Here is a 23,587-nt window from a genome sequence, read left to right as displayed (position 1 = left end):
ACCCCACAATATTCACTTTGACCATTGGGGGTGATCAGTGATCCGCCTTGAAAAGCGCCCGCAGCCCAGCCGGGCTCTCTCGCTGTCGACGCCAATCATGGCGGTCTTGGCCACGTTCTTTTTCGGTGGGCTGCTCTTTGTTGTGCTGGGCAAAGACCCGGTGGAAGCGCTGCAAACCATCTTTTGGCAGCCGATCTTTGGCGAATATGCTTTCTACTACCGCCCACAACTGCTGATCAAAGGCGCGCCACTGGTGTTGATCGCCATTGGTCTGAGCCTTGGGTTCAAAGCGGGCATCTGGAACATCGGGGCCGAGGGCCAGTACATTATGGGCGCGATCTTTGGCGCGGCTGTGGGGCTGGCTTTCTACCCGGCTGAGGGCTGGTACATCTTCCCGCTGATGGTCATCGCGGGCGCTCTGGGCGGTTGGGCATGGGCGATGATCCCGGCGTTTCTTAAAGTGCGTTTCGGCACCAATGAGATCCTCGTATCGCTTATGTTGGTCTATGTGGCCGAGCAATTCTTGGCCTCTATGTCATTGGGATTGCTCAAGAACCCTGAGGGGTTCGGTTTTCCCGGCTCGCGGAATCTGCAACATTATGCGCCAGCGCATAATGCAGAGCTGCTGGCCGGGTCCGGTATGCATTGGGGTGTGATCGCGGCGTTGATTGCGGTGATCTTCGCCTATGTGCTGCTCGCCAAACATCGGCTTGGCTTTGCCATCCGCGTCACCGGCGAAGCACCCCGCGCAGCGCGGTTCTCAGGCGTGAACCCGGCGCGGCTTGTGCTGTTCTGCCTAGGCACCTCGGGCCTGCTCGCAGGGCTTGCGGGGATGTTCGAAGTCTCCGGCCCCTCGGGTCAGATTACCATCGATTTCAACGTGGGCTACGGCTTCACCGCGATCATCGTAGCCTTTCTGGGCCGGTTGCACCCCATTGGCATCCTGCTCGCAGGTGGGCTGATGGCGCTGACCTATATCGGCGGGGACATTGCGCAATCGAACCTTGGCCTGCCTGCCGCTGCCATTCAGGTCTTCCAAGGCATGCTGCTGTTCTTCCTGCTCGCTCTGGACGTTTTCACTCATTACCGGCTGCGCTTTGGCGCGGCGGAGGCTGCCTGATGGATCTTTCCGCAATCAACCCACTTTTGTTCGTCGCAGGTTTCCTCGTCGCCGCGACGCCGCTCATCTTCGCCGCCATCGGCGAACTGGTGGTCGAGAAATCCGGCGTGCTGAACCTCGGCGTCGAAGGCATGATGATCACCGGCGCGATCTGCGGCTTTGCCACCGCGGTCGAAACCGGCTCACCGCTCTTGGGCTTTGCTGCCGCTGCCGTGGGCGGAGCTGTGCTTAGCCTGCTGTTCGCCTTTCTCACGCAAGTGGCGCTGGCCAATCAAGTGGCCTCCGGTCTGTCGCTCACCCTCTTCGGCCTCGGCCTTTCAGCCCTGATCGGGCAGAGCTACGTCGGGATCAAACCGCCGCGGCTCGGCGACATCGACTTTGGCCTGCTGGCCGACATCCCCGTCATCGGCCCGATCTTCTTTACCCATGACATCATCCTCTACCTCGGCATCGCGCTGGTCGCCGGGGTCTGGGCAGTGCTGAAGTTCACCCGCGCGGGGCTGATCCTGCGCGCGGTGGGCGAGAGCCATGATGCGGCCCACGCGCTCGGCTATAAGGTCAAGCACATCCGCACGACCGCGATCCTTTTTGGCGGTGCCTGTGCGGGGCTGGGCGGCGCTTACATCAGCCTGATCCGCGTGCCACAATGGACCGAAGGCATGACCGCCGGGATCGGCTGGATCGCTCTCGCCCTCGTGGTCTTTGCCTCGTGGAAACCATGGCGTGCGCTGCTGGGGGCCTATCTTTTCGGCGGCATCACCCAGTTGCAGTTGAACTTGCAGGGCGCGGGCGTTGCCATTCCTGTGGAGTATCTGGCAATGTCGCCGTATATCATCACCATCATCGTTCTGGTGGTGCTCTCGGCTGACAAAAGCGCCGCGCCGGCGTCACTGGGCCGAACCTTCCACGCCTCGAACTAGGGGCATCACGTCACGCGGCCAAAACCGCATTTTAAGCCCCACGCAGGGGGCCAGCAACAGGGGAAACCAAATGAAATTAACCACCCTCATGACCAGCGCCGCAATGGTGCTTGGCCTCGCGACCAGCGCGATGGCACAGGACAAAACCAAGGTTGGCTTCGTCTTTGTCGGCCCCGTGGGTGACGGCGGCTGGACCTATGAGCATAACGAAGGCCGTCTCGCCGTCGAAGAAGAGTTCGGCGACAAGGTCGAAACGGTCTACGTGGAAAGCGTTGCCGAAGGCCCTGACTCTGAGCGGGTCATGACGCAAATGGCGCTTGATGGCGCGGACCTGATCTTCACCACCTCCTTTGGCTATATGGACCCGACGATCAACGTCGCCAAGAAATTCCCGAATGTGAAGTTCGAGCACGCCACTGGCTACAAACGTGCCGACAACGTCTCGACCTATGGCGCACGTTTCTACGAAGGCCGCGCAGTTCAAGGCACGATCGCGGGTCATATGACCGAGAGCAACATCGTGGGCTACATCGGCTCCTTCCCGATCCCCGAAGTGATCCGCGGCATCAACTCCGCCTATATCCACGCCAAGAAAGTGAACCCTGACGTTCAGTTCAAAATCGTCTGGGCCTACACATGGTTTGACCCCGCCAAAGAAGCAGACGCGGCCAAGGTGCTGATCGAACAGGGCGCCGATGTGATCTTGCAACACACCGATTCCACCGCGCCGCAGGCCGCCGCACAGGAAGCTGGCAACGTCATCACCTTTGGTCAGGCTTCTGACATGGCGCAATACGCCCCCAAACCGCGCGTGTCCTCGATTATTGACAATTGGGCGCCCTACTACATCGACCGCGTCAAAGCTGTGATGGACGGTACATGGGAAAGCCAAGACACATGGGGTGGCATCGACTCCGGCATGGTCGGCATCGGTGAAATCTCTGACGCGGTGCCTGCTGAGGTCAAAGAAGAGGCTCTGGCGCTGAAGGACAAGATGGCCAATGGCGAATACCACCCCTTCACCGGCCCGATCAAAAAGCAGGACGGTTCTGACTGGCTGGCAGAGGGTGAAACAGCGGACGACAAAGCTCTGCTTGAGATGAACTTCTACGTCGAAGGCATCGAAGGTTCGATCCCCGAGTAAGTGGGACTGGCCATCGCTACCACAGGGGCGCCGGGCAACTGGCGCCCTTTTTCGTTGCGAAGGGTTTGCGTTGCGCTAGGCTCAACGGTGCCCGCCCCTTTGAAAGGCTCTTCGCATGATCACCGTTCACCACCTCAACCGCTCGCGTTCACACCGTATCCTTTGGCTGTTGGAGGAGTTGGACCAACCCTACGAGGTCATCCGCTACCAGCGCGACGCCGAGACCAATCTCGCCCCGCCAGAGTTAAAGCTGGTGCATCCCTTGGGCAAATCGCCGATGATCGAAATCGACGGCCAACTGGTGGTCGAAAGCGCGGCCATCGTCGACCTGCTCTGCACCCGTTTCGCACCCGAGATGATCCCCGAGCCCGGTACGGCTGCCTATTTACGCCATATGGAGTTGATGCATTTCGCCGAAGGCTCCGCCATGACGCCAATCCTGCTTAACCTCTATGTCTCGCGCCTTGGCGACGCGGCGGCCCCGCTGCACCCACGGATCACGTCTGAATTAAACAACCACTACAGCTATATGAACAGCCAGCTACGCCCCTCCGGTCATTTCGTGCAAGACAGCCTTTCTGCTGCCGACATCATGCTCAGTTTCCCCGCCGAGATCGCCATGCGCCAAGGCCGCGCCGACGATTACCCGGCGCTGAAGGGCTTCGTCGAGATGATCCAAAGCCGCCCGGCCTATCAGCGCGCGCTTGAGAAGGGCGAACCGCAAGAGGGCTGATCCCACAAAGCACCCCATTGCGCAGGGCGTTGTGTCATGCCACCAATCAGCCATGACACAGCCCCTCACCAGCCCCGACGGCACACCAGCAAGCCGCCTCGCCTTTGGCACGATGCAATTCGGCGGCCACGCTGATGCGAAAGCTTCGCGCGCCATGTTTGACGCTTGCATTGAGGCCGGGATCACCCATTTCGATACAGCGCATGTCTATACCAATGGGGCGTCTGAGACACTCTTGGGCAGTTTTTTGGACGCCCGCCGCGACAGCCTGATCATCGCGACCAAGGCCGCCTTTACCGGCGGCGCGGGCCGCGCCAATATCCTCGCCTCTGCCGAGACCTCGCGCCAACGGCTACAGATAGACACGCTGGACGTGCTCTATATCCACCGTTTCGATCCGCATACGCCCTTCAGCGAGAGTTTCAGCGCCTTGGCTGAGCTAAAACAGAAAGGCCACATTCGCTACATCGGCCTGTCAAATTTTGCCGCTTGGCAGGTGGTCAAAGCCGCCCATGTAGCGGCAGGCTTTGGGCTGGAGATCGCGATGATCCAACCTATGTACAACCTCGTCAAACGTCAGGCCGAAGTGGAAATCCTGCCGATGGCCGCCGACCTTGGCATCCATGTCGCCCCCTATTCACCTTTGGGCGGCGGACTGCTCACCGGCAAATATGCGCAGGGTTGCACAGGGAGATTGAGCGAGGTCGAAGATTACGCCAAACGCTACGGCAAGGAGGAGATGCACGGCACTGCCGCGGGACTGGCCGCGCTCGCGCAGGATCTCAAGACCCACCCGGCCACTTTGGCGGTAGCATGGGCCGCGTCACATCCGACGAAACCGACCCCCATCATATCCGCCCGCTCCGCCGAGCAACTCGCCCCCTCGCTGGCCGCGTTGAACTACGTGATGTCGCCGCAGACCTATGCCGCGATCACCGCGCTCTCTCCGACGCCGCCCCCGGCCACCGACCGGCTGGAAGAGCAGGGATGACCCCGCGCCTGCCCCCCACTGCGAGTGTGGCCGAACCCGCAGGCGGTGACCGGCTCTTCGCCCCCGCCGCCGCCCGCAACCTTGAGCCGCTTTGCAACCTGTTGGCGGATCACGCCCCGGCGTCAGGGCGCGCCTTGGAAATCGCCAGCGGCACCGGCCAGCATGTCGTGGGCTTTGCCAAACGCCTGTCCGGCCTTACATGGCATCCCAGCGACATCGACACCACGCGCCGCGCCAGCATCAACGCCTATGCTGCCGAGGCGGCCTTGCCCAACATCGCCCCAGCCCTGCCGCTCGACGCCACCCTTCCCGGCTGGGCAGCCGAGCATGACCCTTTCGACCTGATCATGCTGGTCAACCTACTGCATTTGATTTGCACCCCCGCCACACGATGTCTCATTACCGAGGCCGCCGCAGCCCTCGCCCCTGAGGGCAAGCTGATCCTCTACGGCCCCTTCAAACGCGCAGGCGAACTCACCTCCCCCGGCGACATCCGCTTTGATAGCGAATTGCGCAGCGCTGATCCCACGATCGGCTACAAAGATGATATCGACATGGCCCGCTGGCTCAGCGATGCTGGCCTAAGCCCGATAGACCAGATCGACATGCCCGCCAATAACCTCGCCTTTATCGCCGGAAAGCCCAGCCTATGAACCTCCGACGCGCTCTGATCCTGTCCTTCCTTGCCGTTGCCGCCTGCGGCACTTCAACCACAACACCACCAGCCGACCCCGGCGTGCTCTTCACCGCTCGCTTCAGTGACAGTGACCCGGTCGATTTCAACGGACGCAAACCACAATCCTATCCGGTCCACGGCATCGACGTGGCACGCTTTCAAAACAATATCGATTGGAACACCGCGCGCCAAAACGGCGTGAACTTTGCCTTCATTAAAGCCACCGAAGGCGGCGATCTAAAAGACATCAACTTCGACGCACACTGGCGCGGCGCAGGCCAAGCTGCCGTGGCCCGCGGCGCCTATCACTTCTACTATTTCTGCACGTCGCCCGAAGATCAGGCCGGCTGGTTCATCCGCAACGTACCTAAGACACGCGGCATGCTGCCCCCGGTGCTCGACATGGAATGGAACCCGTTCTCCCCCACCTGCGCCCATATCCGCCCCCCAGCGGCCGAGGTCCGCGATCAAATGCGCCGCTGGCTGGCGGTGGTTGAGCACCACTACGGCCAACGCCCCATCATCTACACCACGCCCAAGTTCTACCGCGAGAACGACCTCGGCAACTTACGCGGATACGACTTTTGGTTGCGCACCACCGCGAAAACACCGGCTGAGGCCTATCCCGGCCAACCTTGGCGCTTCTGGCAATATAGCGCCACCGGCATCGTCCCCGGCATCGGCGGCGACGTGGACCTCAACGCTTTCTCCGGCAGCCGCGCCGATTGGCAAGACTGGCTCGCCACCCGCGCCGCACGCTAAACCAAGCGGGGGAACCCCTTCTCCCCTCCTTCATCCTTTCTTAAATACCGCTGCGCGACGTCCGCCCTGCCCGCAACACAAGAGTGCACCTCTAACCCGGTGCTACCCACTAAACAGCAGCGCGTGAAGACCCGCCCCTCCCTTCATCCTTTCCCAAATACCGCTGCGCGCCGCCTGCCTTCCCCGAAACGCAATCGCTCAATTCCGCGCGTAATGCCGTGCCACAACAAAAAGCCCGCCTACCAGCAAAAGCGGCAACAAAAAGATCCGAAACACATGTACGCTCAACACTGCCAGCAAGGCGCCGATCAACTCATCCGCCCGGCTCCAAAGGTTGCTGGCAAGCTGCCTGTATTCGGTCAATCCCGGCTCTTCTTCTCCCAAAGCCTCACTGCCGCCGACGCGGGCGGTGATCTGCTCAATCACCTCCATATTGCGCAGATAGACCCCTTCGGTCAGCCGCCCAGCCAGAGGCTCGGACACCACCAAAGCCAAAGGCAAGGCAAGACCTAAAAACCCGCCATACCACGCCAGCCGACGGGGGAGCCCCGCATGACCGCGCTTGCTAAACGCCCAAACCGCCAATGCTGCGGCCAAGAGCCCCAAACCGATCGAACTGACCGGCCCCAAGGCCACGGCAATCACCCCCGTCGCCACCATGACGCCAAAAACCAACCCTGCGATCCGCTCCACGGTATCGTCAATCGGCTCAAGCACCTTAAGGGGCCGCGCCGAGCCGGAGGCGATGAAAGACAGCCCTACCTCAATCTCCTGCGCGGTGGACAAAAAGGCGTTTAGCGTGCGCAGCGTGACATAACTCGCCGCCGCCGTGGTCGCCACATCAGCGGCATAGCCCTGTGCCGCGCTGACCACAGGATTGTCCCGCAACAGCGCCGCTGTCAGCGCCAGCACACAGAAAAAAGCAAGCAGTCCCCGCCGGATCAAGCGTCCGCCCGGATGCGCTGGTTCTTCGGATCATAGGGGCTGGCTTCGACCACCTCGGCCTCCCACATCTGGTCAAGCATCTTTACCTTCAGCTTTGTGCCTACCACCGCGTCCTCGACTTGCACATAGCCCATGCCAATGCTCTTGCCGAATGCGACCGAATACCCCCCCGAGGTCAGACGCCCGGTACGCCGCTCGCCATTATACAGCACCTCCCGGCCCCAAGGGTCCGCATCCTCAGGCCCATCGATCAGCAGCGTCACACATTTCGCGCGGATGCCATGATCGACCATCGCCTGCTTACCATAAAACTCTTTGTTCAGGTCCACGAATCGCGGCAGATCCGCCTCCAGCGGCGTCGCATCCCGGCCCAGCTCATTGCCAAAGGCGCGGTAGCTCTTCTCCTGCCTAAGCCAGTTCTGTGCCCGCGCACCGACCAACTTCATCCCATGCGGTTCTCCCGCCTTTTCCAGCGCATCAAACAGATGGTTCTGCATCTCAATCGGATGGTGCAACTCCCAGCCCAACTCGCCTGTATAAGCCACCCGGATCGCCCGCACCGGCACCATCCCAAGCTCAATGTTGCGCATGGTCAGCCAAGGAAACCGCTTGTTGCTCAGCACCGTTTCTGGCTCCGCGTCCCGCACCAAACCCTGCAACACACCGCGCGACTTTGGCCCCGCAATCGCAAAAACACCCCACTGCGTCGTCACGTCATGGCACTCGACATAGCCCACCTCAGGCATCTTATCGGCAATCGCCTTGCGCAGATAATCACTGTCGTAGGCAGACCACGCCCCCGCAGAGACCAGATAATATTCGTCCTGCGCCAGTCGCACGATGGTATATTCCGTCCGCGTCGTCCCCGCGCCAGTCAGCGCATAGGTCAAGTTGATCCGCCCCACCGAGGGCAACTTGTTGCAGGTAAACCAATCCAGAAACGCCGTCGCCCCCGGCCCGCGCACCAGATGTTTGGTAAAGGCCGTGGCATCAATCAGTCCCACGCCCTCACGGATCGCCCGCGCCTCTTCCACCGCATATTGCCACCAGCCCCCGCGCCGGAACGAGCGGCTGTCGTGGTCACTAAACCCCGCAGGCGCATAGTAATTCGGCCGCTCCCAGCCATTCACCTGCCCAAACTGCGCCCCCCGCGCTGCCTGCCGGTCATACGCCGGAGAGGTCCGCAATGGACGGCACGCTGGGCGCTCCTCATCGGGGTGGTGCAGAATGTAGACGTGTTCGTAGGCCTCCTCATTCTTGCGCGCGGCATATTCCGTGGTCATCCAATCGCCGTAGCGTTTGGGATCAAGGCTCGCCATATCGATCTCGGCCTCGCCCTCAACCATCATCTGCGCAAGGTAATAGCCCGTGCCGCCCGCTGCTGTGATGCCAAAGGAGAACCCCTCCGCCAGCCACATATTGCGCAGCCCCGGCGCAGGCCCAACCAGCGGGTTGCCGTCCGGCGTGTAGCAAATCGGCCCGTTAAAATCGTCCTTCAGCCCCGATTCCTCACAAGACGGAATCCGGTGGATCATCGCCGCGTATTCGTCCTCAATCCGCTCAAGATCCAGTTGAAATAGATCCGCGCGGAAACTGTCCGGCACGCCATATTCAAACCGTGCCGGCGCGTGTTTTTCGTAAACACCAAGGATCCAGCCGCCCCGCTCTTCACGCACATAGCTCTGCGCATCGGCATCCCGGATCACCGGGTGCTCCCCATGCCCCGCCGCCCGAAAATCAACCAAAGCCGGATCGCGATCCATAACGATGAACTGGTGCTCCACCGGGATCGCGGGCATCTTGATCCCCAACATCCGCGCCGTACGCTGCGCATGGTTGCCCGAGGCGGTGACCACATGCTCCGCCGTGATGACAAGCTGCTCGTCCGACGGCACAAGGTTGCCACCCTTCTCCACCATCTTGGTGCAGGTCACTTCCCAATGGGTGCCGTTCCAATGAAACCCATCCGCCTGCCATTTGCGCTCGATCGCCACCCCACGCTGCCGCGCTCCCTTGGCCATCGCCATCGTCACATCAGCAGGATTAATATACCCATCGGTCTGGTGATAGAGCGCGCCTTTCAGGTCCGACGTCTCAATCAAAGGCCATTTCGCCTTGATCTCATCAGGTGTCAGAAACTCATAAGGCACACCGCAAGTCTCGGCGGTCGAGGCATAGAGCATATACTCATCCATACGCTCGTCCGTCTGCGCCATGCGCAGATTGCCCACCACGGCAAAGCCTGCGTTCAACCCGGTCTCTGCTTCAAGCGTTTTATAAAACTCAACGGAATACTGATGAATATGCGTCGTGGCAAAGGACATGTTAAACAGCGGCAAAAGCCCCGCCGCATGCCAGGTCGAGCCGCTCGTCAACTCGTCCCGCTCCAGCAGCATCACATCGTCCCAGCCGGCCTTCGCCAGATGATAGGCAATCGACGTGCCAACCGCGCCGCCCCCGACAACCAATGCTTTGACTTGCGTTTTCATCTGCCAATCCCTCTGCGCTAGGCCCATTCCCGTTTTACGCAGCAGCGCCGCGCCGCGCAGGCAACAGCCGACTTAACATCGCCAGAAACCGACCTCAGCCCTTCACCAGCCCCGGTTCAGACCGCCTCCCTTTAACTTCATCCTTTCTTAAATACCGAGCACCACATTTCCACACACGCAGCATCAGGGCAGAGCCCCGCCCCTCATTCCGGAAAAATCTTGCCCGGGTTCAGGATATTGTCTGGGTCCAATGCCGCCTTCACCGTGGTCATCACATCCACCGCCGCGCCCAATTCCTTGCGCAGATAAGGCCGCTTGCCCTGTCCGATCCCGTGTTCTCCCGTGCAGGTCCCATCCATGGAGATCGCCAGTTCCGCCAGCCAACTCACAAATTCCTCGCCCCGCGCGACCTCGTCGGCGTTCGCCATGTCGATTAGCAGCGAGGCGTGGAAGTTCCCGTCCCCCGCATGACCCACGATAGGGGCAACCAACTGCAACTCCGCCGCCCGCGCCTGTGCCGCGACCACGGCATCGGCGAGTCGCGAGATCGGCACGCAGACATCCGTTGCCACAGCCTTGCATCCCGGGCGCAACGCCAGCACGGCCCAATAGCCATCATGTCGCGCCTGCCATAGCTTGCTACGTTCTTCGGGCGTGGTGGTTGCCGCATAGCCGTTGCCGCCATATTCTTCGGCCAACATGCCAAAGGTCTCGGCCTGTTCGACCACCCCGGCCTCTGAGCCGTGGAACTCCAGCAGCAACAGCGGTGTCTCAGGCAAGGTCAGTTTGGAATAGGCGTTTACCGCCTTGACCACATCGGCGTCCAAAAGCTCAATCCGTGCCACAGGCAGCCCATATTGGATCACGGCCATGACGGTCTCACAGGCCGCCTGCACCGTCGGGAAAGAACAGCGTGCGGAAGAGATCGCCTCAGGAATCCCCTGCAAGCGCAAGGTAATCTCGGTGATGATCCCCAGCGTGCCTTCCGAGCCCACCATCAACCGCGTCAGATCATAGCCCGCCGACGACTTCCGCGCCCGTCCCCCGGTGCGGATGACCCGGCCATCGGCCATCACCACCTCAAGGCTCAGCACATTGTCTTTCATCGTGCCATAGCGCACCGCATTGGTGCCGCTGGCCCGCGTGGCTGTCATCCCACCGAGCGAAGCATTGGCACCGGGGTCGATCGGGAAAAATAGCCCCTGATCGCGCAGATGGGTGTTGAGCGCCTCGCGGGTCACGCCCGGCTGCACCCGGCAATCCAGATCACCTGCGTTGACCTCCAGCACGCGGTTCATCTGCATCATATCGATGCAAATCCCCCCCGCCGGTGCGTTTACGTGGCCCTCAAGCGACGTGCCCGTGCCGAAGGCGATGATCGGCACACGCTGCGCGGCACAGATACGCACCACCTGCGCCACTTCCTCGGTCGATTCCACCATGACCACCCCATCGGGTGCTTGGGTATCAATCCATGTGGTCGTATGGCCGTGCTGTTCGCGGATGGCCTGCCCGGTCAACAACCGATCGCCAAAGGTCTCTGCCAACGCGTCTAAAGCCGCCAAGATGCCAGCTTCATTCCGCGGCAGGTCTGCAATTTTCGTCACTTTCAATCTCCCAACGCGATCCCCTCGCGGCGCGGGTCGGCCCCGCCGCTTAGATTTTCGCCAATCGCAACCATATGCAGCCCCGAGGTGAGTGCCCGCAGATTGGTCTCAAACCCCAGCTCTTGCAGCGGCCCGGCCATCGGCTCTATCGCGCTGCCTTCTTCCAAATCAAAAGTGCCAAACCGGTTCACCGCATGGGGCGCGGCCACTGCCTGCTGCACGTCCATCCCCCAATCGAGATGCGCGATAATCGCGCCGGCGACATAGCCAATAATCCGGCTGCCACCGGGACTGCCCACAGCCAAGACAGGCGCACCATCCTTTAGCACGATGGTCGGCGCCATAGAGGAACGGGGCCGTTTGCCGGGCTCTACCCGGTTGGCCACCGGCACCCCATCCACATGGCTGCGAAAGGAGAAATCGGTAAGCTCGTTGTTGAGCAAGAATCCCGCCGCCATGACCCGGCTGCCAAAGCCGTTTTCGATGGTGGTCGTCATGCTGGCCACATTGCCCATCGGATCCACGATCGAGACATGCGAGGTTGAAGGCAGTTCAATCGACTGATCATCCGCCCAGTTCAGCGCATGGTCAAAGGCGGGCGCACCCGGCGCCACCTCGGGCAGCGCATCATCGCCTGTAAGCAAGTCAGAGCGGCTTTTCAGATACGCGCGATCCAACAACCCTTTGACCGGAACAGGGACAAAGTCGCTGTCCGCCAGATAGCGCCCGCGATCAGCAAAGGCGAGCCGCGAGGCGTCACCGATCAGACGCAATACCTCCGCATCCTGCGGCCCGGCTGCCAGATCAAACCGCTCCAACATCCCCAAGATTTGCCCCACCGCAACAGCGCCCGAAGACGGTGGCCCCATACCGCAGACCTCATGCCCCCGGTAAGGCGCGCAGACTGGCGCACGCTCTTTGACGCGGTAAATTGCCAGATCCATCTCAGATAACACGCCCGGCTGCGACGCCCCCTGCACAGCCGCCACGATCTGCTTGCCAATCTCCCCGCCGTAGAAGGCAGCGGCGCCCTCCTTGGCAAAGGCGCGTAGGGTGTTGGCATAGGCGGGGTTGCGCAGCACTGCCGCCGCTGCAATCGGCGCGCCCTCCGGCAGGAAATAGGCCGCCGTATCCGCAGCCCGAGACAAACGCTCCACATCTCCAGCAACCAATTCCGCCAGACGCGGAGATACCGGGAACCCAGCCTCTGCAAGCTCTGCGGCTGGGGTCAAAAGTGATTGCCAGTCCTGATTGCCCCAGCGGGCATGGACCTCCGCCATCAAAGCTGGCGTGCCGGGCGTGCCGACGGAAAGCCCGCCCACGACGGCGTCAAAGAACTTCAGCGGCTCCCCATCTGCATCCTGAAACAGGCGCGGCGTTGCAGCCAGCGGCGCGGTTTCGCGTCCATCCAATGTTGTGACCTTGCCAGTGGCGGCGTCATACCAAACCAGAAAGGCACCGCCGCCAAGGCCAGAGGACTGCGGCTCAACCAGCCCCAACATCGCCTGAACCGCTACCAAAGCATCCGCCGCCGTGCCGCCCCGCGCCAGCACATCGGCCCCGGCCTGCACGGCATGGGGATTGGCGGCTGCAACCATCCATTTCTGCGCTTTAACAGGGCGCCCGGCTGCCTTGGCTTCAAGCGCCGCCGCGACCGGAGGTGAAATGGCCTCAAACCGCCCTGCGCTTGCGGCTTCGGGGGCCACCGCATCTGCTGCTTGCTGTGCTGTGGCCGCTCCGCCCAACAACACCCCGCAAATTATCGCAATGAAACGCATCGGATCCCCCTGTTTCTGACAGTACATATTCGGGAAGGATGAGAAGCGCGCCCCTCAACCCCCAATAGAACCTCGGCGGCACAGACGCGCCGCAATACTGCCGGACCGTTACAACATCGATGGCACGACCTGATCTGGCGGGCGATGCCCGTCGTCAAAGGTCTTGATGTTGATCAGGACTTTCTCGCCCATCTCGATCCGGCCTTCGAGCGTGGCCGACCCCATATGCGGCAACAGCACAACATTCTTGAGCTCACGCAGACGCGGGTTGATTTCGCGCCCATGCTCATACACATCCAGCCCTGCGCCTTTGATGTCGCCCGCCCGCAGCATCCGCGTAAGCGCGTTTTCATCAATCACCTCGCCCCGCGATGTGTTCACGATCACAGCATCCGGCTTCATCAGCCCAAGACGCCGCGCATTCATCAGATGGAAGGTGCTGGGCGTATGCGGACAGTTGACGCTGATCACATCCATGCGACTGACCATCTGGTCCAGACTGTCCCAATAGGTCGCCTCCAACGCGCCCTCGACCTCTTCGCGCAGACGTTTGCGGTTGTGGTAATGCACCTGCATACCAAAGGCCCGCGCCCGGCGGGCCACGGCCTGACCAATACGGCCCATGCCCAAAATACCCAAACGCCGCCCCCCGACGCGCCCGCCAAGCAGCGCCGTCGGCGCCCAGCCGTCCCAATTGCCCGACTGCATCACCGCCATACCCTCGGGCATGCGGCGGGTCACGGCAAGAATCAGCGCCATGGTCATATCGGCGGTATCATCGGTCAACACGCCGGGCGTGTTGGACACCAGCACCCCGCGCTGCCGCGCCGTGGCCACGTCAATGTGATCAACCCCGGCGCCGTAGTTGGCAATCAGCTTTAACCGCTCGCCAGCCTGCGTGATCAACGCAGCGTCGATGTCATCGGTAATCGTCGGGACCAGCACATCCGCCTGCCGCATCGCCGCGCCCAATTCCTCTCGGGTCATGGGGCGGTCGTCTTCTCGTAGGGTGACGTCGAACAGTTCCGACAGGCGTGTCTCCACCGCCTCCGGCAACCGTCGCGTCACTACAACACTCAACCGCTTCTTTGACATGCCTGCTCTCCCGGTCTTGGCGTCGCCTCAATTCAGGGGCATGGTGTCCCATGCAGCGACGAGGCACAAGAACTCGCACGGCAAAAAGAGCAACGACCCCGCAGAATTGCACAGACAACCACCGCAATGATCCGACTTGCAGGCAGCCCCATGAGAACCGCTTTCCTCCGCAGCGCCCTGATACTGGGCATGCTGCTTTTGGCCCCCGCCGCGCCGCTCAGCGCTGGCGAAAAGCGTGGGCAGGTGACCAATCTGCCGCTGCCGCGTTTCGTGTCGATGAAAGCCTCCGAGGGGAACGTTCGCCGCGGCCCCTCGCTGTCGCACCGGATCGACTGGGTCTACAAACGCCGCGACCTGCCCCTGCGCATCACCGCCGAACACGGCCACTGGCGCCGGGTCGAGGACCGCGACGGCATGGGCGGCTGGGTGCATTACTCCCTTCTCTCCGGCGTGCGCACCGTTTTGGTTGAGCAAGACATGCTGCCGCTGCATAGCAAACCTGACCCCAAAGCCCCTGTTGTGGCGCGGTTGGAACTGGGCGTGGTGGCACGGCTTGGCGAATGTACGTTGGAATGGTGCGAACTGCGCTCGGGTGGCTACGCCGGTTGGGCGCCCAAGGTTCGGCTGTGGGGCGTTGAGGCCGAAGAACTGCGCGACTAGGCCACGCTCGATTGCAAGGTCCGCCCGCTTGCGCCACTCTGCCACCAAAGCAGTCAGCAAGCCCGGGAGACCCACATGCACGCGATCACCTATGACAGATTCGGCGCCGCCGCAGATGTGCTGCGCCTGACAGAACTCGAAACCCCGGCCCCCCAGCCCGGTGAGGTTTGTGTGACGCTGCGTTATTCCGGCGTGAACCCTTCGGATGTCAAAGCGCGAGCCGGCAGCCGCCCTGGCGTGACCAAGCCGCCCTTTGCCCAAGTGATTCCCCATAGCGACGGCGCGGGTGAGATCACCGCCGTGGGCGCAGGCGTCGATCCCAGCCGCATTGGACAGAAAGTCTGGATCTGGAACGGGCAATGGCAACGGGCCTTTGGCACCGCCGCCACACATATCACCCTGCCGGCCCATCAGGCCGTACCGCTGCCCAAGGACGTGTCCTTTGAAACCGGTGCGCAACTGGGCATACCCGGTCTCACCGCCTGTCATGCGGTCTTTGGTGCCGGTGCGGTGGCTGGTGAGACTGTATTGGTGCAGGGTGGCGCTGGCACCGTGGGTTATCTTGCCGTGCAACTGGCGAAATGGGGCGGCGCGCGGGTGATCGCCACCGCCAGCCCACGCGACTTTGCTTTGCTGCGCGACTGCGGCGCGGATGCGGTGCTGGACTATACCGCCCCCGATCTGGCGCAACAGGTTTTGGACGCCAATCATGGCAAGCCGGTGGAGACCATCGTCGAAACGGAATTCGGCCTGAACATCGACACTGACACCCATTGCATCGCCCCCAATGGCCGCATTGCCGCCTATGGCTCCGCACGCGAGATGACCCCCACCCTGCCGTTCTATCCGCTTTTGTTCAAAGCGGTGACAATCGACATCCTGCTGATCTACCTGCTGCCCGCGGGACCACGTGAGCAGACCATCACAAGGCTGCATCACGCGCTCGAAGACGGCGCTCTTCACTGCCCCGTCGACCGCATCCTGCCGCTGTCAGAAGCCGCACAGGCGCATGAACGAGTCGAAGCAGGCCAACGCAACGGCGCGGTTCTGCTCGACTGTCAGGGATAATGATTTTTCGGCAGGCTGGCGCCTCGGCTCGGACGCGCCATTCAAAACGCGCGGCGGTTAAGAGACACGGGGATTTACCCCCCTGTCCGCTCGCAAAAAGCCGCCGAATTGCCCATCCGCGCGCGGCCCTGCTTTGTCGGATGCAAAGAATACGCTAAATTTTAAAAAACGGTCTTGCACACCGCGCCAGAGGACTTTAGTTAGCGCCCTGTGTTGGGATGTAGCCAAGTGGTAAGGCAACTGTTTTTGGTACAGTGTACCGTAGGTTCGAATCCTACCATCCCAGCCAATACATCCGAAAATCCAGAATGTTTCAGAGACTTGGCTTCATCAGCTCAGTAGGGCTGAAAAGTAGGTTACACCGGCGTTTATACACGTGGTCGCACAGACCGCGCGGGTAGTCCGCTACGCCATTCGGGGCGATGACCGACTCGAAAAGCGGTCGTCATAGTCACTATTCCCTACCTCTGCACAAGAAGCGGGCGATTCTACTTCCGCCGGCGGATCCCCCAGTTTTCCACATATAATATGCCCGTGATGTTCTCCTTGGGGACGACGGATCACTCGGCAGCGACTAGGTTATGCGTGCAACTGACCAGCAGATGTGTCGCCTTTTTCAAGGCTGAGCTCGCCCGTTGCGTGGCATCGGTGCATCGCATGCGGATGGTCAAGGGTATGGCTGCAGCCGTCAACAAATTTATGATTGGTATAATAGCGTAGAAATAAATCTGTTTCCGGTATCACACAAGTCGCTTATACGTTGAATACACTCCGACAATCACACGTCAGAGTGTTAAGGAAAGGACCTTAGTTGCCTGAGATTGTTGGATCACATGGCCGGGTGGCCGAATTAGGCGCTGCACTGCGGCGGAGTGCTTAGCAGGTATATTGTTTCAAGGTTTTGTTATTATGGAAATTTCACGCACCATAGGGCGAGACCCCGGGCATCAGGTACCCTCTACAGCGGCCTCCGCAGACGAAAATGTCACCGATCTTGGCGCTTTGTTTTCGACGCTTTGGCGTGAGAAATGGCTGATTGGCCTTGGTGTGCTCGTCGCGCTGCTGATCGGCGGCTATTACGCCTATATCGTTGCGACTCCGCTCTATCGTTCGACCGCTGTGGTGATTCTTAAGACAAAACAAGATCAGATTGTCGATCTCCAAAGCGTTGTTGGGGGGCTTTCTGGCGATACTTCTGAGGTTAACTCCGAAGTAGAAGTGCTTCGCGCGCGGAGTCTGATGCGTGAAGTGGTGGACCGCCTTGACCTCACAACGGACCCTGAATTCAACACCGAACTGCAGCCGGAAGGGTTGGTAAGCCGGATCAAATCGATGATCGGTCTTGGGGCGCTAGCGGTGGAGCTTCCGCCAGAACAGGAAGCACAGCGCATTCGCGATGCGGTGATCTCTAAACTGCTTGAGGCGGTGACAGTTCACAACGTGCCGCTCAGCCTCGTTTTTCAAGTTACCGTTGAGACCGAGGATGCCCGCAAGTCGGCGCTGATCGCAGATACCATCGCTGACCTCTATATCCTCAACCAAATCGAAGTGAAGTTCGAGGCGACCGAACAGGCGACCCTGTGGCTGAGTGAACGGGTGTCGGCACTGCAATCTAAGCTTGAAGAGGCTGAGGCCAAAGCATCTGAATTCAGCGCGGCCACGGAACTGGTATCTGTGGAAGCGCTGCGCGCACTTGAGCGACAGATTAAGGATTTCCGCGATCGCATTGCTACAGCACAGGTCAACCGCAATGCGCAGGCCAGCCGTATCGAAGCGTTGGAGGCTGCAACGACGCGCGCGGAACAGGTGGAGGTTTCAAATGACGCCCAGCTTGAACGTTTCCTGTCGCATGTGGAAAACGATCCCGAAATCGCTGAGGCCTTCGACACGCGGTTTCAAATCGTTTTGCAGCGTAGCCGACAAGATTTGGCGCGGGCCGACCAACAGCTTGCCGCTTTGCAGGCCTCTGAAACTGTGTTGAGCGGTCAAGTCTCCCGCCAGAACGAAGACCTGATCACGTTACAACAGCTCACTCGCGAAGCAGAAGCAACGCGCGTGCTCTACGAATACTTTCTATCGCGGTTGAACGAAACATCAGCCCAGCGGGGGATCCAGCAAGCTGACAGCCGTATCTTGTCTGATGCCGTGGTGCCGAACGCGCCATCCGCGCCGCGCAAATCCCTCATCCTGGCGATGTCAGCGATCCTTGGGCTGATGTTAAGCGCCGGCCTCATTCTGTTGCGCGAAATGCGCAACAACAGCTTCCGCACGGCACGGGAGCTTGAGAGCACCACAGGCTACACGGTTCTGGGTCAGATCCCGGCAATGCCAGCGGCTTCACGGGCGAAGGTTTTGCAATATCTTTCCGACAAACCGACCTCGGCGGCGGCTGAAGCAGTGCGGAACCCGCGTACCTCGCTCAGGTTGTCCAATGTCGACAATCCGCCAAAGGTTGTTATTTCGACCTCCTCCGTACCGGGTGAGGGTAAAACTACCAACTCCCTTGCACTGGCACAGAACCTGTTGGGTTTGGGCAAGCGTGTGCTCTTGGTCGAGGGTGATATTCGCCGGCGGACGTTGCATCAGTATTTTAAAGACATGCCCGACAAAGGCATTGTTTCGGTTCTGAGCGGCGAGTTGACGCTGGAGGAGGCCGTGCATCGAACGTCGGGTTTCGGCGCTGATATCTTGGGTGGCGAAAAGTCGAGCATCAACGCCGCGGACCTATTCGCCTCCGACCGGTTCCGCGCACTGATCGAAGAAGCCCGCGCTGCCTATGATATGGTGATTATCGATACGCCGCCGGTGCTTGTGGTCCCCGACGCCCGTATCATCGCCGATCAGGCGGACGCGATTATCTTTACGGTGCATTGGGATAAGACGAGCAAAACCCAGGTCGAAGAATCTCTGCGCATGTTCCATAACTCGGGCCAGCGGGTCACTGGCCTTGTTCTAAGCCAAATCAGCCCGAAGGGGATGAAACGCTACGGATATGACGGGACCTATGGGGCCTATTCGGGGTATGGCGCGAAGTACTATACGAATTAAAGGATAGGGCTTTGGCCCCGTTTTTTATTTGCGATCAGGTTTGTCGCGCCACGTGGCAATGTGATCCCCTCACCGAAGTCGTCAAAGCTTACGTCTGTAAGTGTGAAATACCCGCCGATCTTGAAACCGTTGTTGAACTCTCGGTCCAACCCAAAGGTCGCACCTCAGTCTTTCGCCAGATAGCGGCCCACATCCACCTGCGTGGTAAGCCCGTTGCCAAGGTCATAGTAAGCCGAGGCATGGCCGGTCACGACATCGTAGTCTTGAAAGCCGAACAGCATATCGAAATCCCGCTGTTTGGCGTGGTTAACCTCAACCCCAAGCGCGAAGCGGCTGGCGACAGGATACCAAAGCAACTCGCCCGACACACCGCCGTACATATTCTCCAGATACCCGCCAGCAATACCATCAGACCCCAATGCCAGCAAAGCGACACAACCAATTAACTTGCTAAAACGCATGGAGATAAAAACTTAAACTTCTCAAGACCACTTAGCAGACCCCTGCGGAGACTTCACAATGGCCAGCAAACCGCCTAAAAAATAGGCCTGCACGGCGGTCCTGTTGCAACACCCTAAAGGACGACACATCATATATGCTTGGCAATTGGATCAAGGGGCTATTCGCACCGAAAACGCCCTTCCCGCCGATCGCGCCGGATGCGGCCTTTGTGGCGCTTGGTGACATTCACGGTCGGGCGGATCTGCTGGCACGCGCGCTTGATAGCATGACCGATGTGCAAATCGTTTGCGTCGGAGATTATGTTGACCGCGGCGATGAGAGCGCCGAGGCTCTGCGCATGTTGCAAGCGCGTCCAGACGTGGTTTGCATTTCCGGCAACCATGAAGAAATGATGCTCAATTTTTTGGATCATCCGCAGAAACATGGGCCGCGTTGGCTGCGCTATGGCGGGCTGCAAACCTTGGCCAGCTTCGACGTGGCAGGTGCCAGCGAGGGGACAAGCGGGGCGGGATTGGACGCCCTCGCAGATAAACTCAAAGCTGCGATGGGAGAGGAATTAATCCAATGGCTCCGCAGTCGCCCGACCCTGTGGCGGTCGGGAAACGTCGTGGTGGCCCATGCGGGCGCAGATCCGAATGTTTCGATAGAAGAGCAGACACCCGAAACGCTGCACTGGGGTCATGCAGAGTTTGGCAAACACCCCCGACAAGACGGTATCTGGGTGCTGCACGGTCACACCATCGTTGACACACCTATCGCGGATCAAGGGCGTATATCGATTGACACCGGCGCCTATGCAACGGGCCGATTGACGGCTGCATGGGTAACCGACGGGCAGGCTAATTTCAAAACCGTCTAATAACCGCGCCACGGTATTAGGCTCGAAGCTCAGATGAAACCGGAAGCGCAGATTGCCGCAGGGCTAACGTTTCAAGGGCGGTGACGAGCATTGCTGCAAGTTCCGCGGCACTCTCCCGCCAACAATGCTTCTCAGCGACCGCATACCCACGGCCAATCATACTTGTCACCTGCTCGCCGCTCATCTCCGCAAAATACCTTAGCACGCGCGCCAGATCATCAACATCTCGCGGATCAAACCAAAGCGGTGCGTCCCCCAGAACTTCCGGCATCGCCCCGCTGCGCGCGCAGACCACCGGAACGTTTAGCCGCATCGCTTCAAGCGGCGGGATTCCAAAGCCCTCGTGCAATGCCGCAAAGACAAACCCGGCCGCCCCCTCATAGAGCCCGCGCAGATCACGGTCCGGCACCCGACCGAGCGCGGTGACCCGGCCATTTCTGCCTGCCGCCTCGGCGACAAGGCCCGGCACGTCACCTCCGACAAGCGCCAACGGCGGCACCTCCGCCCCGCAGGCGGCATGCGCGGCGATCAACGCCCGCAGGTTCTTGTTGGGGCTGTGGTTGCCAACACTCAACAGGTAGCCGCCCCGCGTCAACCCATAGCGTGCCGGAACATCGGGCGCGGGCGGCAAGCGCAGCATATGGTCTGCGCTATTGGGCAGGATGCGAAAGCGGTCTTCGGCAACCTTTAACCTTCGCGCGAGCGCCTTGGCCGAATGTCGGCTTACCGTAAGCAGCGCCGCCGCCCGGCGGGCAAGGCGGGGGCGCAGGAAGCGGTGCCACAGACGGTACCGCAGGGCATAGGCTTCCGGAATCTCCCACAGGTTAGCGTCGTGCAAGCACAACACATGGGCGCGGTGCATCAAAGGGCCGCTATTGCCGAGGCTGATCAGAACGCCGTCTCGGCTGGCCCGCCACAGCGCACCCTGCTCCCACAGGTGCCCGCCCCCGCCCGGCACATGGCGCAGGCGCAGCATTTGCCAATCGGGCGCCTCGACCTGCTCTGGCACCAACACCTCTATAGGACCGAGCCGTTCAGTCAGATGAGGCGACTGACAAAGCTTTTGATCCAACGCCCCCAGTATCTCGTGGGCGTAACGCTGAACGCCAGAGAGAGGCTGCGTCAGAAACCGACCATTTACATAAATCGTCATGCCAGTTCCAATTCGTGACTCGCCCCCGCAAAACGCGATCGGCGGACCGGCAAGCCGTAGAGCGCGGTTGTACGGCGGCCAAGCGCATCAAGCGCCCAAGCACTTACGTCCGTAGTAAGCGCGCCCTTCCGCAGGCGATTTAAGCGCTGGTCGTCATACAACAAATCCGACATCAGCCGCACCGCATCGTCCATATCGCCGCCATCCGCGACCAAACCGTTACGTCCATGGTCGATAATCTCATCAATCCCCGGCAGGTCCTGCACCACCATCGGACAACCCGCCGCCATAGATTGCACGGCAACGCGTGGCAGACCTTCCCGCGCGGAGGTGAGTATTGACAGATCGGCAAGTGCGAACAGGGCCTCCGGATCAGGCCGATGACCGCAAAAGACGACTTTGTCCTGTAGTCCCAGACGCGCCACCTCTGCGCGCACACGCGTCTCTTCTGGTCCGGCGCCAGCCAAAAGCAGCTTCAGATCCGGCAGCGTATCCGCCACCCGCGCAAAGGCGCGCAGGAATGGCACGTGACGTTTGCGCCGTTCGAAAGCCGCCATCATCAGCACCACGCGCGGACGCGCATTTCCGCCCGTCACCCCTAACAGGTCACGCCAATCGGCTGGCAGCGCGGGTCTGCGAAAGCGTGCGATGTCCATGCCCGAGCGGACACAATGCACCCGCCCCCGTCGGGCGATCCCCGCGCTGACATAGGCCCGGCCCACCGCTTCGGAAACGCCAATAAACACATCCGTCTGTCGCGCGGCCAACCGCTCTGCGGCGAGGTAAAGCGCGCGTTTGGCCGGGGTAACCCCTTCGAATGGGATGATGTGAACCCCATGTGCCACCACCGCCTCCGGTACAGCCCGTGCAGCAAGACGGCCAAGAACACCCGCTTTGCTTTGATGGGTATGGATCACATCTGGCTGCATCGCGCGGTAAAGCTGGCGCAGGCGCAGGATGGCCCGCATGTCTTGGAGCGGATGGACCGGATGCACCATTTCTGGCAGGGCGATCCGATGAAGGCCGCTTGGCAGATGATCTTGCCAATAGGGGTCCGGCGCGGCCCCGTGGATGAGGGACACCCTATGTCCCTGTGCAATCTGCCAACGACAGGTCTCAAGCGTATTCTCTTCGGATCCGGCCCGCAAAAGGCGGGTGAGCAGGTGAACAATATGCATCGGCAGCCCTCGAAACTCAGGCTCCCACCCAGTTCGACACCGCCAACTTCGCGCTTAAGGTCTTACCAGATGCTTAACAGACGCGATTTTCTTATAATTTATCTTTAACCGGCGCGATCAGCTCGACGGTCGGATAGTAGCTTCGGTAACGCCCCTGATCGCGGGTTAGCAGCGGCACGGCCCGCACTGCAGCATGGGCGCCGATAAAGAAATCGGGCAAAACACCGCTGCGCGTACCGCCCGCCTTGCGATATGTGCGAAAGACTTTCGCGGCGAGAAACAGCGCCGCATCTGGAATAGGCTCGCGCTTCAACCCGATGCCATCGATGAAGGTATCAAGCTGTTCCTTGCTCTCATAACGCACCGACAGTTCCGCATAGATCACATCATCAATCAGCAGCGGACCGACCAACGAGGCGGCTTCGAGTTGCGCAATCGACCAGTCCGCAAACTGCGGATCGTCGGTGACCAAATCCAGCAGCACATTGGTATCAACCAGCGTCAAGCATCTGGCTCCGCTGGCAAATCTCGGGTCAGCGCCATAATCGCGGCGGTATCCATTCCAGCCCCCGCATGGCCGCGAAACTGGGCAAAGCTGCTCTTGGCAGGCCCCTCTTCCTGCGGGACAAGCTCCACCCGCCCATCATCGGTCCGGCGGAAGCTGACTTTGCTGCCCGCATGCAGACCCAATAGGTCACGCACGGCCTTGGGGATGGTGACTTGGCCCTTGGATGTCACGGTGGTCTGCATCGGAATCGCCTCAGTAAGGAATGCCTAATTGAAGGTATTACTTCCCCCGCCAATTTTCAAGATAGCGCTGCACGCGCCGCATCTCACCGCCGTTAAGCGCGCGTTAACCAAACCGCTGCAATCCTTTCTAAACCCCTAACGCGGCACCG

At 60.6% G+C, this 23,587-nt stretch carries 21 protein-coding genes, 1 tRNA gene and 1 pseudogene; 13 read left to right on the top strand and 10 right to left on the bottom strand.

Going from position 1 to position 23,587, the window contains the following annotated elements; all coding sequences use genetic code 11:
* Window positions 1–37 precede the first annotated feature (37 nt).
* The 7 genes from HTT03_RS14600 to HTT03_RS14570 all read left to right on the top strand — a co-directional run bounded on the left by HTT03_RS14600 (window position 38) and on the right by HTT03_RS14570 (window position 6,346).
* Window positions 38–1,120 (top strand): ABC transporter permease subunit, encoded by a 1,083-nt coding sequence (locus tag HTT03_RS14600; protein WP_174860515.1) that lies wholly within the window; start codon window positions 38–40, stop codon window positions 1,118–1,120.
* A complete protein-coding gene (locus HTT03_RS14595; protein WP_174860514.1) occupies window positions 1,120–2,040 on the top strand; it encodes an ABC transporter permease in 921 nt (306 codons plus the stop codon). The genes HTT03_RS14600 and HTT03_RS14595 overlap by 1 nt, the downstream gene beginning before the upstream one ends.
* 70 nt (window positions 2,041–2,110) lie before the next feature.
* Window positions 2,111–3,184 (top strand): BMP family ABC transporter substrate-binding protein, encoded by a 1,074-nt coding sequence (locus HTT03_RS14590; protein ID WP_174860513.1) that lies wholly within the window; start codon window positions 2,111–2,113, stop codon window positions 3,182–3,184.
* 115 nt (window positions 3,185–3,299) lie between these two features.
* On the top strand, window positions 3,300–3,917 hold the full coding sequence (locus tag HTT03_RS14585; RefSeq protein ID WP_174860512.1) for a glutathione S-transferase family protein: 618 nt from the start codon (window positions 3,300–3,302) through the stop codon (window positions 3,915–3,917).
* 52 nt (window positions 3,918–3,969) lie between these two features.
* Window positions 3,970–4,908: an aldo/keto reductase gene (locus HTT03_RS14580; protein WP_174860511.1), complete on the top strand. Its 939-nt coding sequence runs from the start codon at window positions 3,970–3,972 to the stop codon at window positions 4,906–4,908.
* Window positions 4,905–5,561, top strand: coding sequence for a DUF938 domain-containing protein (locus HTT03_RS14575; RefSeq protein ID WP_174860510.1), 657 nt, complete (start codon window positions 4,905–4,907; stop codon window positions 5,559–5,561). The genes HTT03_RS14580 and HTT03_RS14575 overlap by 4 nt, the downstream gene beginning before the upstream one ends.
* Entirely contained in the window at window positions 5,558–6,346 is a 789-nt protein-coding gene (locus HTT03_RS14570) for a glycoside hydrolase family 25 protein (RefSeq protein WP_174860509.1), read from the top strand. Before HTT03_RS14575 ends, HTT03_RS14570 begins: the two co-directional genes overlap by 4 nt.
* Before the next feature lie 198 nt (window positions 6,347–6,544).
* On the opposite strand, the gene HTT03_RS14565 is transcribed toward HTT03_RS14570, so the two are convergent.
* The 5 genes from HTT03_RS14565 to HTT03_RS14545 all read right to left on the bottom strand — a co-directional run bounded on the left by HTT03_RS14565 (window position 6,545) and on the right by HTT03_RS14545 (window position 14,260).
* The gene (locus HTT03_RS14565; protein ID WP_174860508.1) at window positions 6,545–7,291 is read right to left on the bottom strand and encodes a hypothetical protein; all 747 of its coding nucleotides are present in this window, start codon (window positions 7,289–7,291) and stop codon (window positions 6,545–6,547) included.
* Window positions 7,288–9,780 (bottom strand): GcvT family protein, encoded by a 2,493-nt coding sequence (locus HTT03_RS14560; protein WP_174860507.1) that lies wholly within the window; start codon window positions 9,778–9,780, stop codon window positions 7,288–7,290. Before HTT03_RS14560 ends, HTT03_RS14565 begins: the two co-directional genes overlap by 4 nt.
* Before the next feature lie 203 nt (window positions 9,781–9,983).
* Complete coding sequence (locus tag HTT03_RS14555) at window positions 9,984–11,387, bottom strand: FAD-linked oxidase C-terminal domain-containing protein (RefSeq protein WP_174860506.1); 1,404 nt, start codon at window positions 11,385–11,387, stop codon at window positions 9,984–9,986.
* A 2-nt stretch (window positions 11,388–11,389) separates the two neighbouring features.
* Window positions 11,390–13,165 carry a gamma-glutamyltransferase gene (gene ggt / locus HTT03_RS14550; protein ID WP_174860505.1) on the bottom strand — a complete coding sequence of 592 codons (1,776 nt, stop codon included), beginning with the start codon at window positions 13,163–13,165 and terminating at the stop codon, window positions 11,390–11,392.
* Between the two features lie 108 nt (window positions 13,166–13,273).
* A complete protein-coding gene (locus tag HTT03_RS14545; RefSeq protein ID WP_174860504.1) occupies window positions 13,274–14,260 on the bottom strand; it encodes a 2-hydroxyacid dehydrogenase in 987 nt (328 codons plus the stop codon).
* A 150-nt stretch (window positions 14,261–14,410) separates the two neighbouring features.
* Here HTT03_RS14545 and HTT03_RS14540 point away from each other — a divergent pair, with 150 nt between their 5' ends.
* From HTT03_RS14540 to HTT03_RS14525, 5 genes are all read left to right on the top strand, one after another.
* Window positions 14,411–14,920 carry an SH3 domain-containing protein gene (locus tag HTT03_RS14540; RefSeq protein ID WP_174860503.1) on the top strand — a complete coding sequence of 170 codons (510 nt, stop codon included), beginning with the start codon at window positions 14,411–14,413 and terminating at the stop codon, window positions 14,918–14,920.
* Between the two features lie 75 nt (window positions 14,921–14,995).
* On the top strand, window positions 14,996–15,988 hold the full coding sequence (locus HTT03_RS14535) for an NADPH:quinone reductase (protein WP_174860502.1): 993 nt from the start codon (window positions 14,996–14,998) through the stop codon (window positions 15,986–15,988).
* A 214-nt stretch (window positions 15,989–16,202) separates the two neighbouring features.
* Window positions 16,203–16,277: transfer RNA gene (locus HTT03_RS14530), tRNA-Gln, on the top strand.
* Between the two features lie 158 nt (window positions 16,278–16,435).
* On the top strand, window positions 16,436–16,708 hold the full coding sequence (locus tag HTT03_RS18990) for a DUF6538 domain-containing protein (RefSeq protein ID WP_425506328.1): 273 nt from the start codon (window positions 16,436–16,438) through the stop codon (window positions 16,706–16,708).
* Window positions 16,709–16,897: 189 nt separating this feature from the next.
* Entirely contained in the window at window positions 16,898–19,036 is a 2,139-nt protein-coding gene (locus tag HTT03_RS14525; protein ID WP_174860501.1) for a polysaccharide biosynthesis tyrosine autokinase, read from the top strand.
* Between the two features lie 65 nt (window positions 19,037–19,101).
* Here HTT03_RS14525 and HTT03_RS14520 read toward each other — a convergent pair.
* Window positions 19,102–19,440: pseudogene (locus HTT03_RS14520) on the bottom strand (YjbH domain-containing protein); the annotation flags it as partial.
* Window positions 19,441–19,631: 191 nt separating this feature from the next.
* Here HTT03_RS14520 and HTT03_RS14515 point away from each other — a divergent pair.
* Window positions 19,632–20,357 (top strand): metallophosphoesterase, encoded by a 726-nt coding sequence (locus HTT03_RS14515; RefSeq protein WP_174860500.1) that lies wholly within the window; start codon window positions 19,632–19,634, stop codon window positions 20,355–20,357.
* 16 nt (window positions 20,358–20,373) lie between these two features.
* On the opposite strand, the gene HTT03_RS14510 is transcribed toward HTT03_RS14515, so the two are convergent.
* The 4 genes from HTT03_RS14510 to HTT03_RS14495 all read right to left on the bottom strand — a co-directional run bounded on the left by HTT03_RS14510 (window position 20,374) and on the right by HTT03_RS14495 (window position 23,438).
* A complete protein-coding gene (locus tag HTT03_RS14510) occupies window positions 20,374–21,510 on the bottom strand; it encodes a glycosyltransferase family 4 protein (RefSeq protein WP_174860499.1) in 1,137 nt (378 codons plus the stop codon).
* Entirely contained in the window at window positions 21,507–22,688 is a 1,182-nt protein-coding gene (locus tag HTT03_RS14505; protein ID WP_174860498.1) for a glycosyltransferase, read from the bottom strand. The genes HTT03_RS14510 and HTT03_RS14505 overlap by 4 nt, the downstream gene beginning before the upstream one ends.
* Window positions 22,689–22,779: 91 nt before the next feature.
* The gene (locus HTT03_RS14500) at window positions 22,780–23,193 is read right to left on the bottom strand and encodes a type II toxin-antitoxin system VapC family toxin (RefSeq protein ID WP_174860497.1); all 414 of its coding nucleotides are present in this window, start codon (window positions 23,191–23,193) and stop codon (window positions 22,780–22,782) included.
* Window positions 23,190–23,438, bottom strand: coding sequence for an AbrB/MazE/SpoVT family DNA-binding domain-containing protein (locus HTT03_RS14495; protein ID WP_174860496.1), 249 nt, complete (start codon window positions 23,436–23,438; stop codon window positions 23,190–23,192). Before HTT03_RS14495 ends, HTT03_RS14500 begins: the two co-directional genes overlap by 4 nt.
* Window positions 23,439–23,587: the final 149 nt, after the last annotated feature.

Source organism: Sulfitobacter maritimus (assembly GCF_013346665.1).
GTDB lineage: Bacteria > Pseudomonadota > Alphaproteobacteria > Rhodobacterales > Rhodobacteraceae > Sulfitobacter > Sulfitobacter maritimus.
This window is presented reverse-complemented; position numbering and strand designations above follow the sequence as displayed.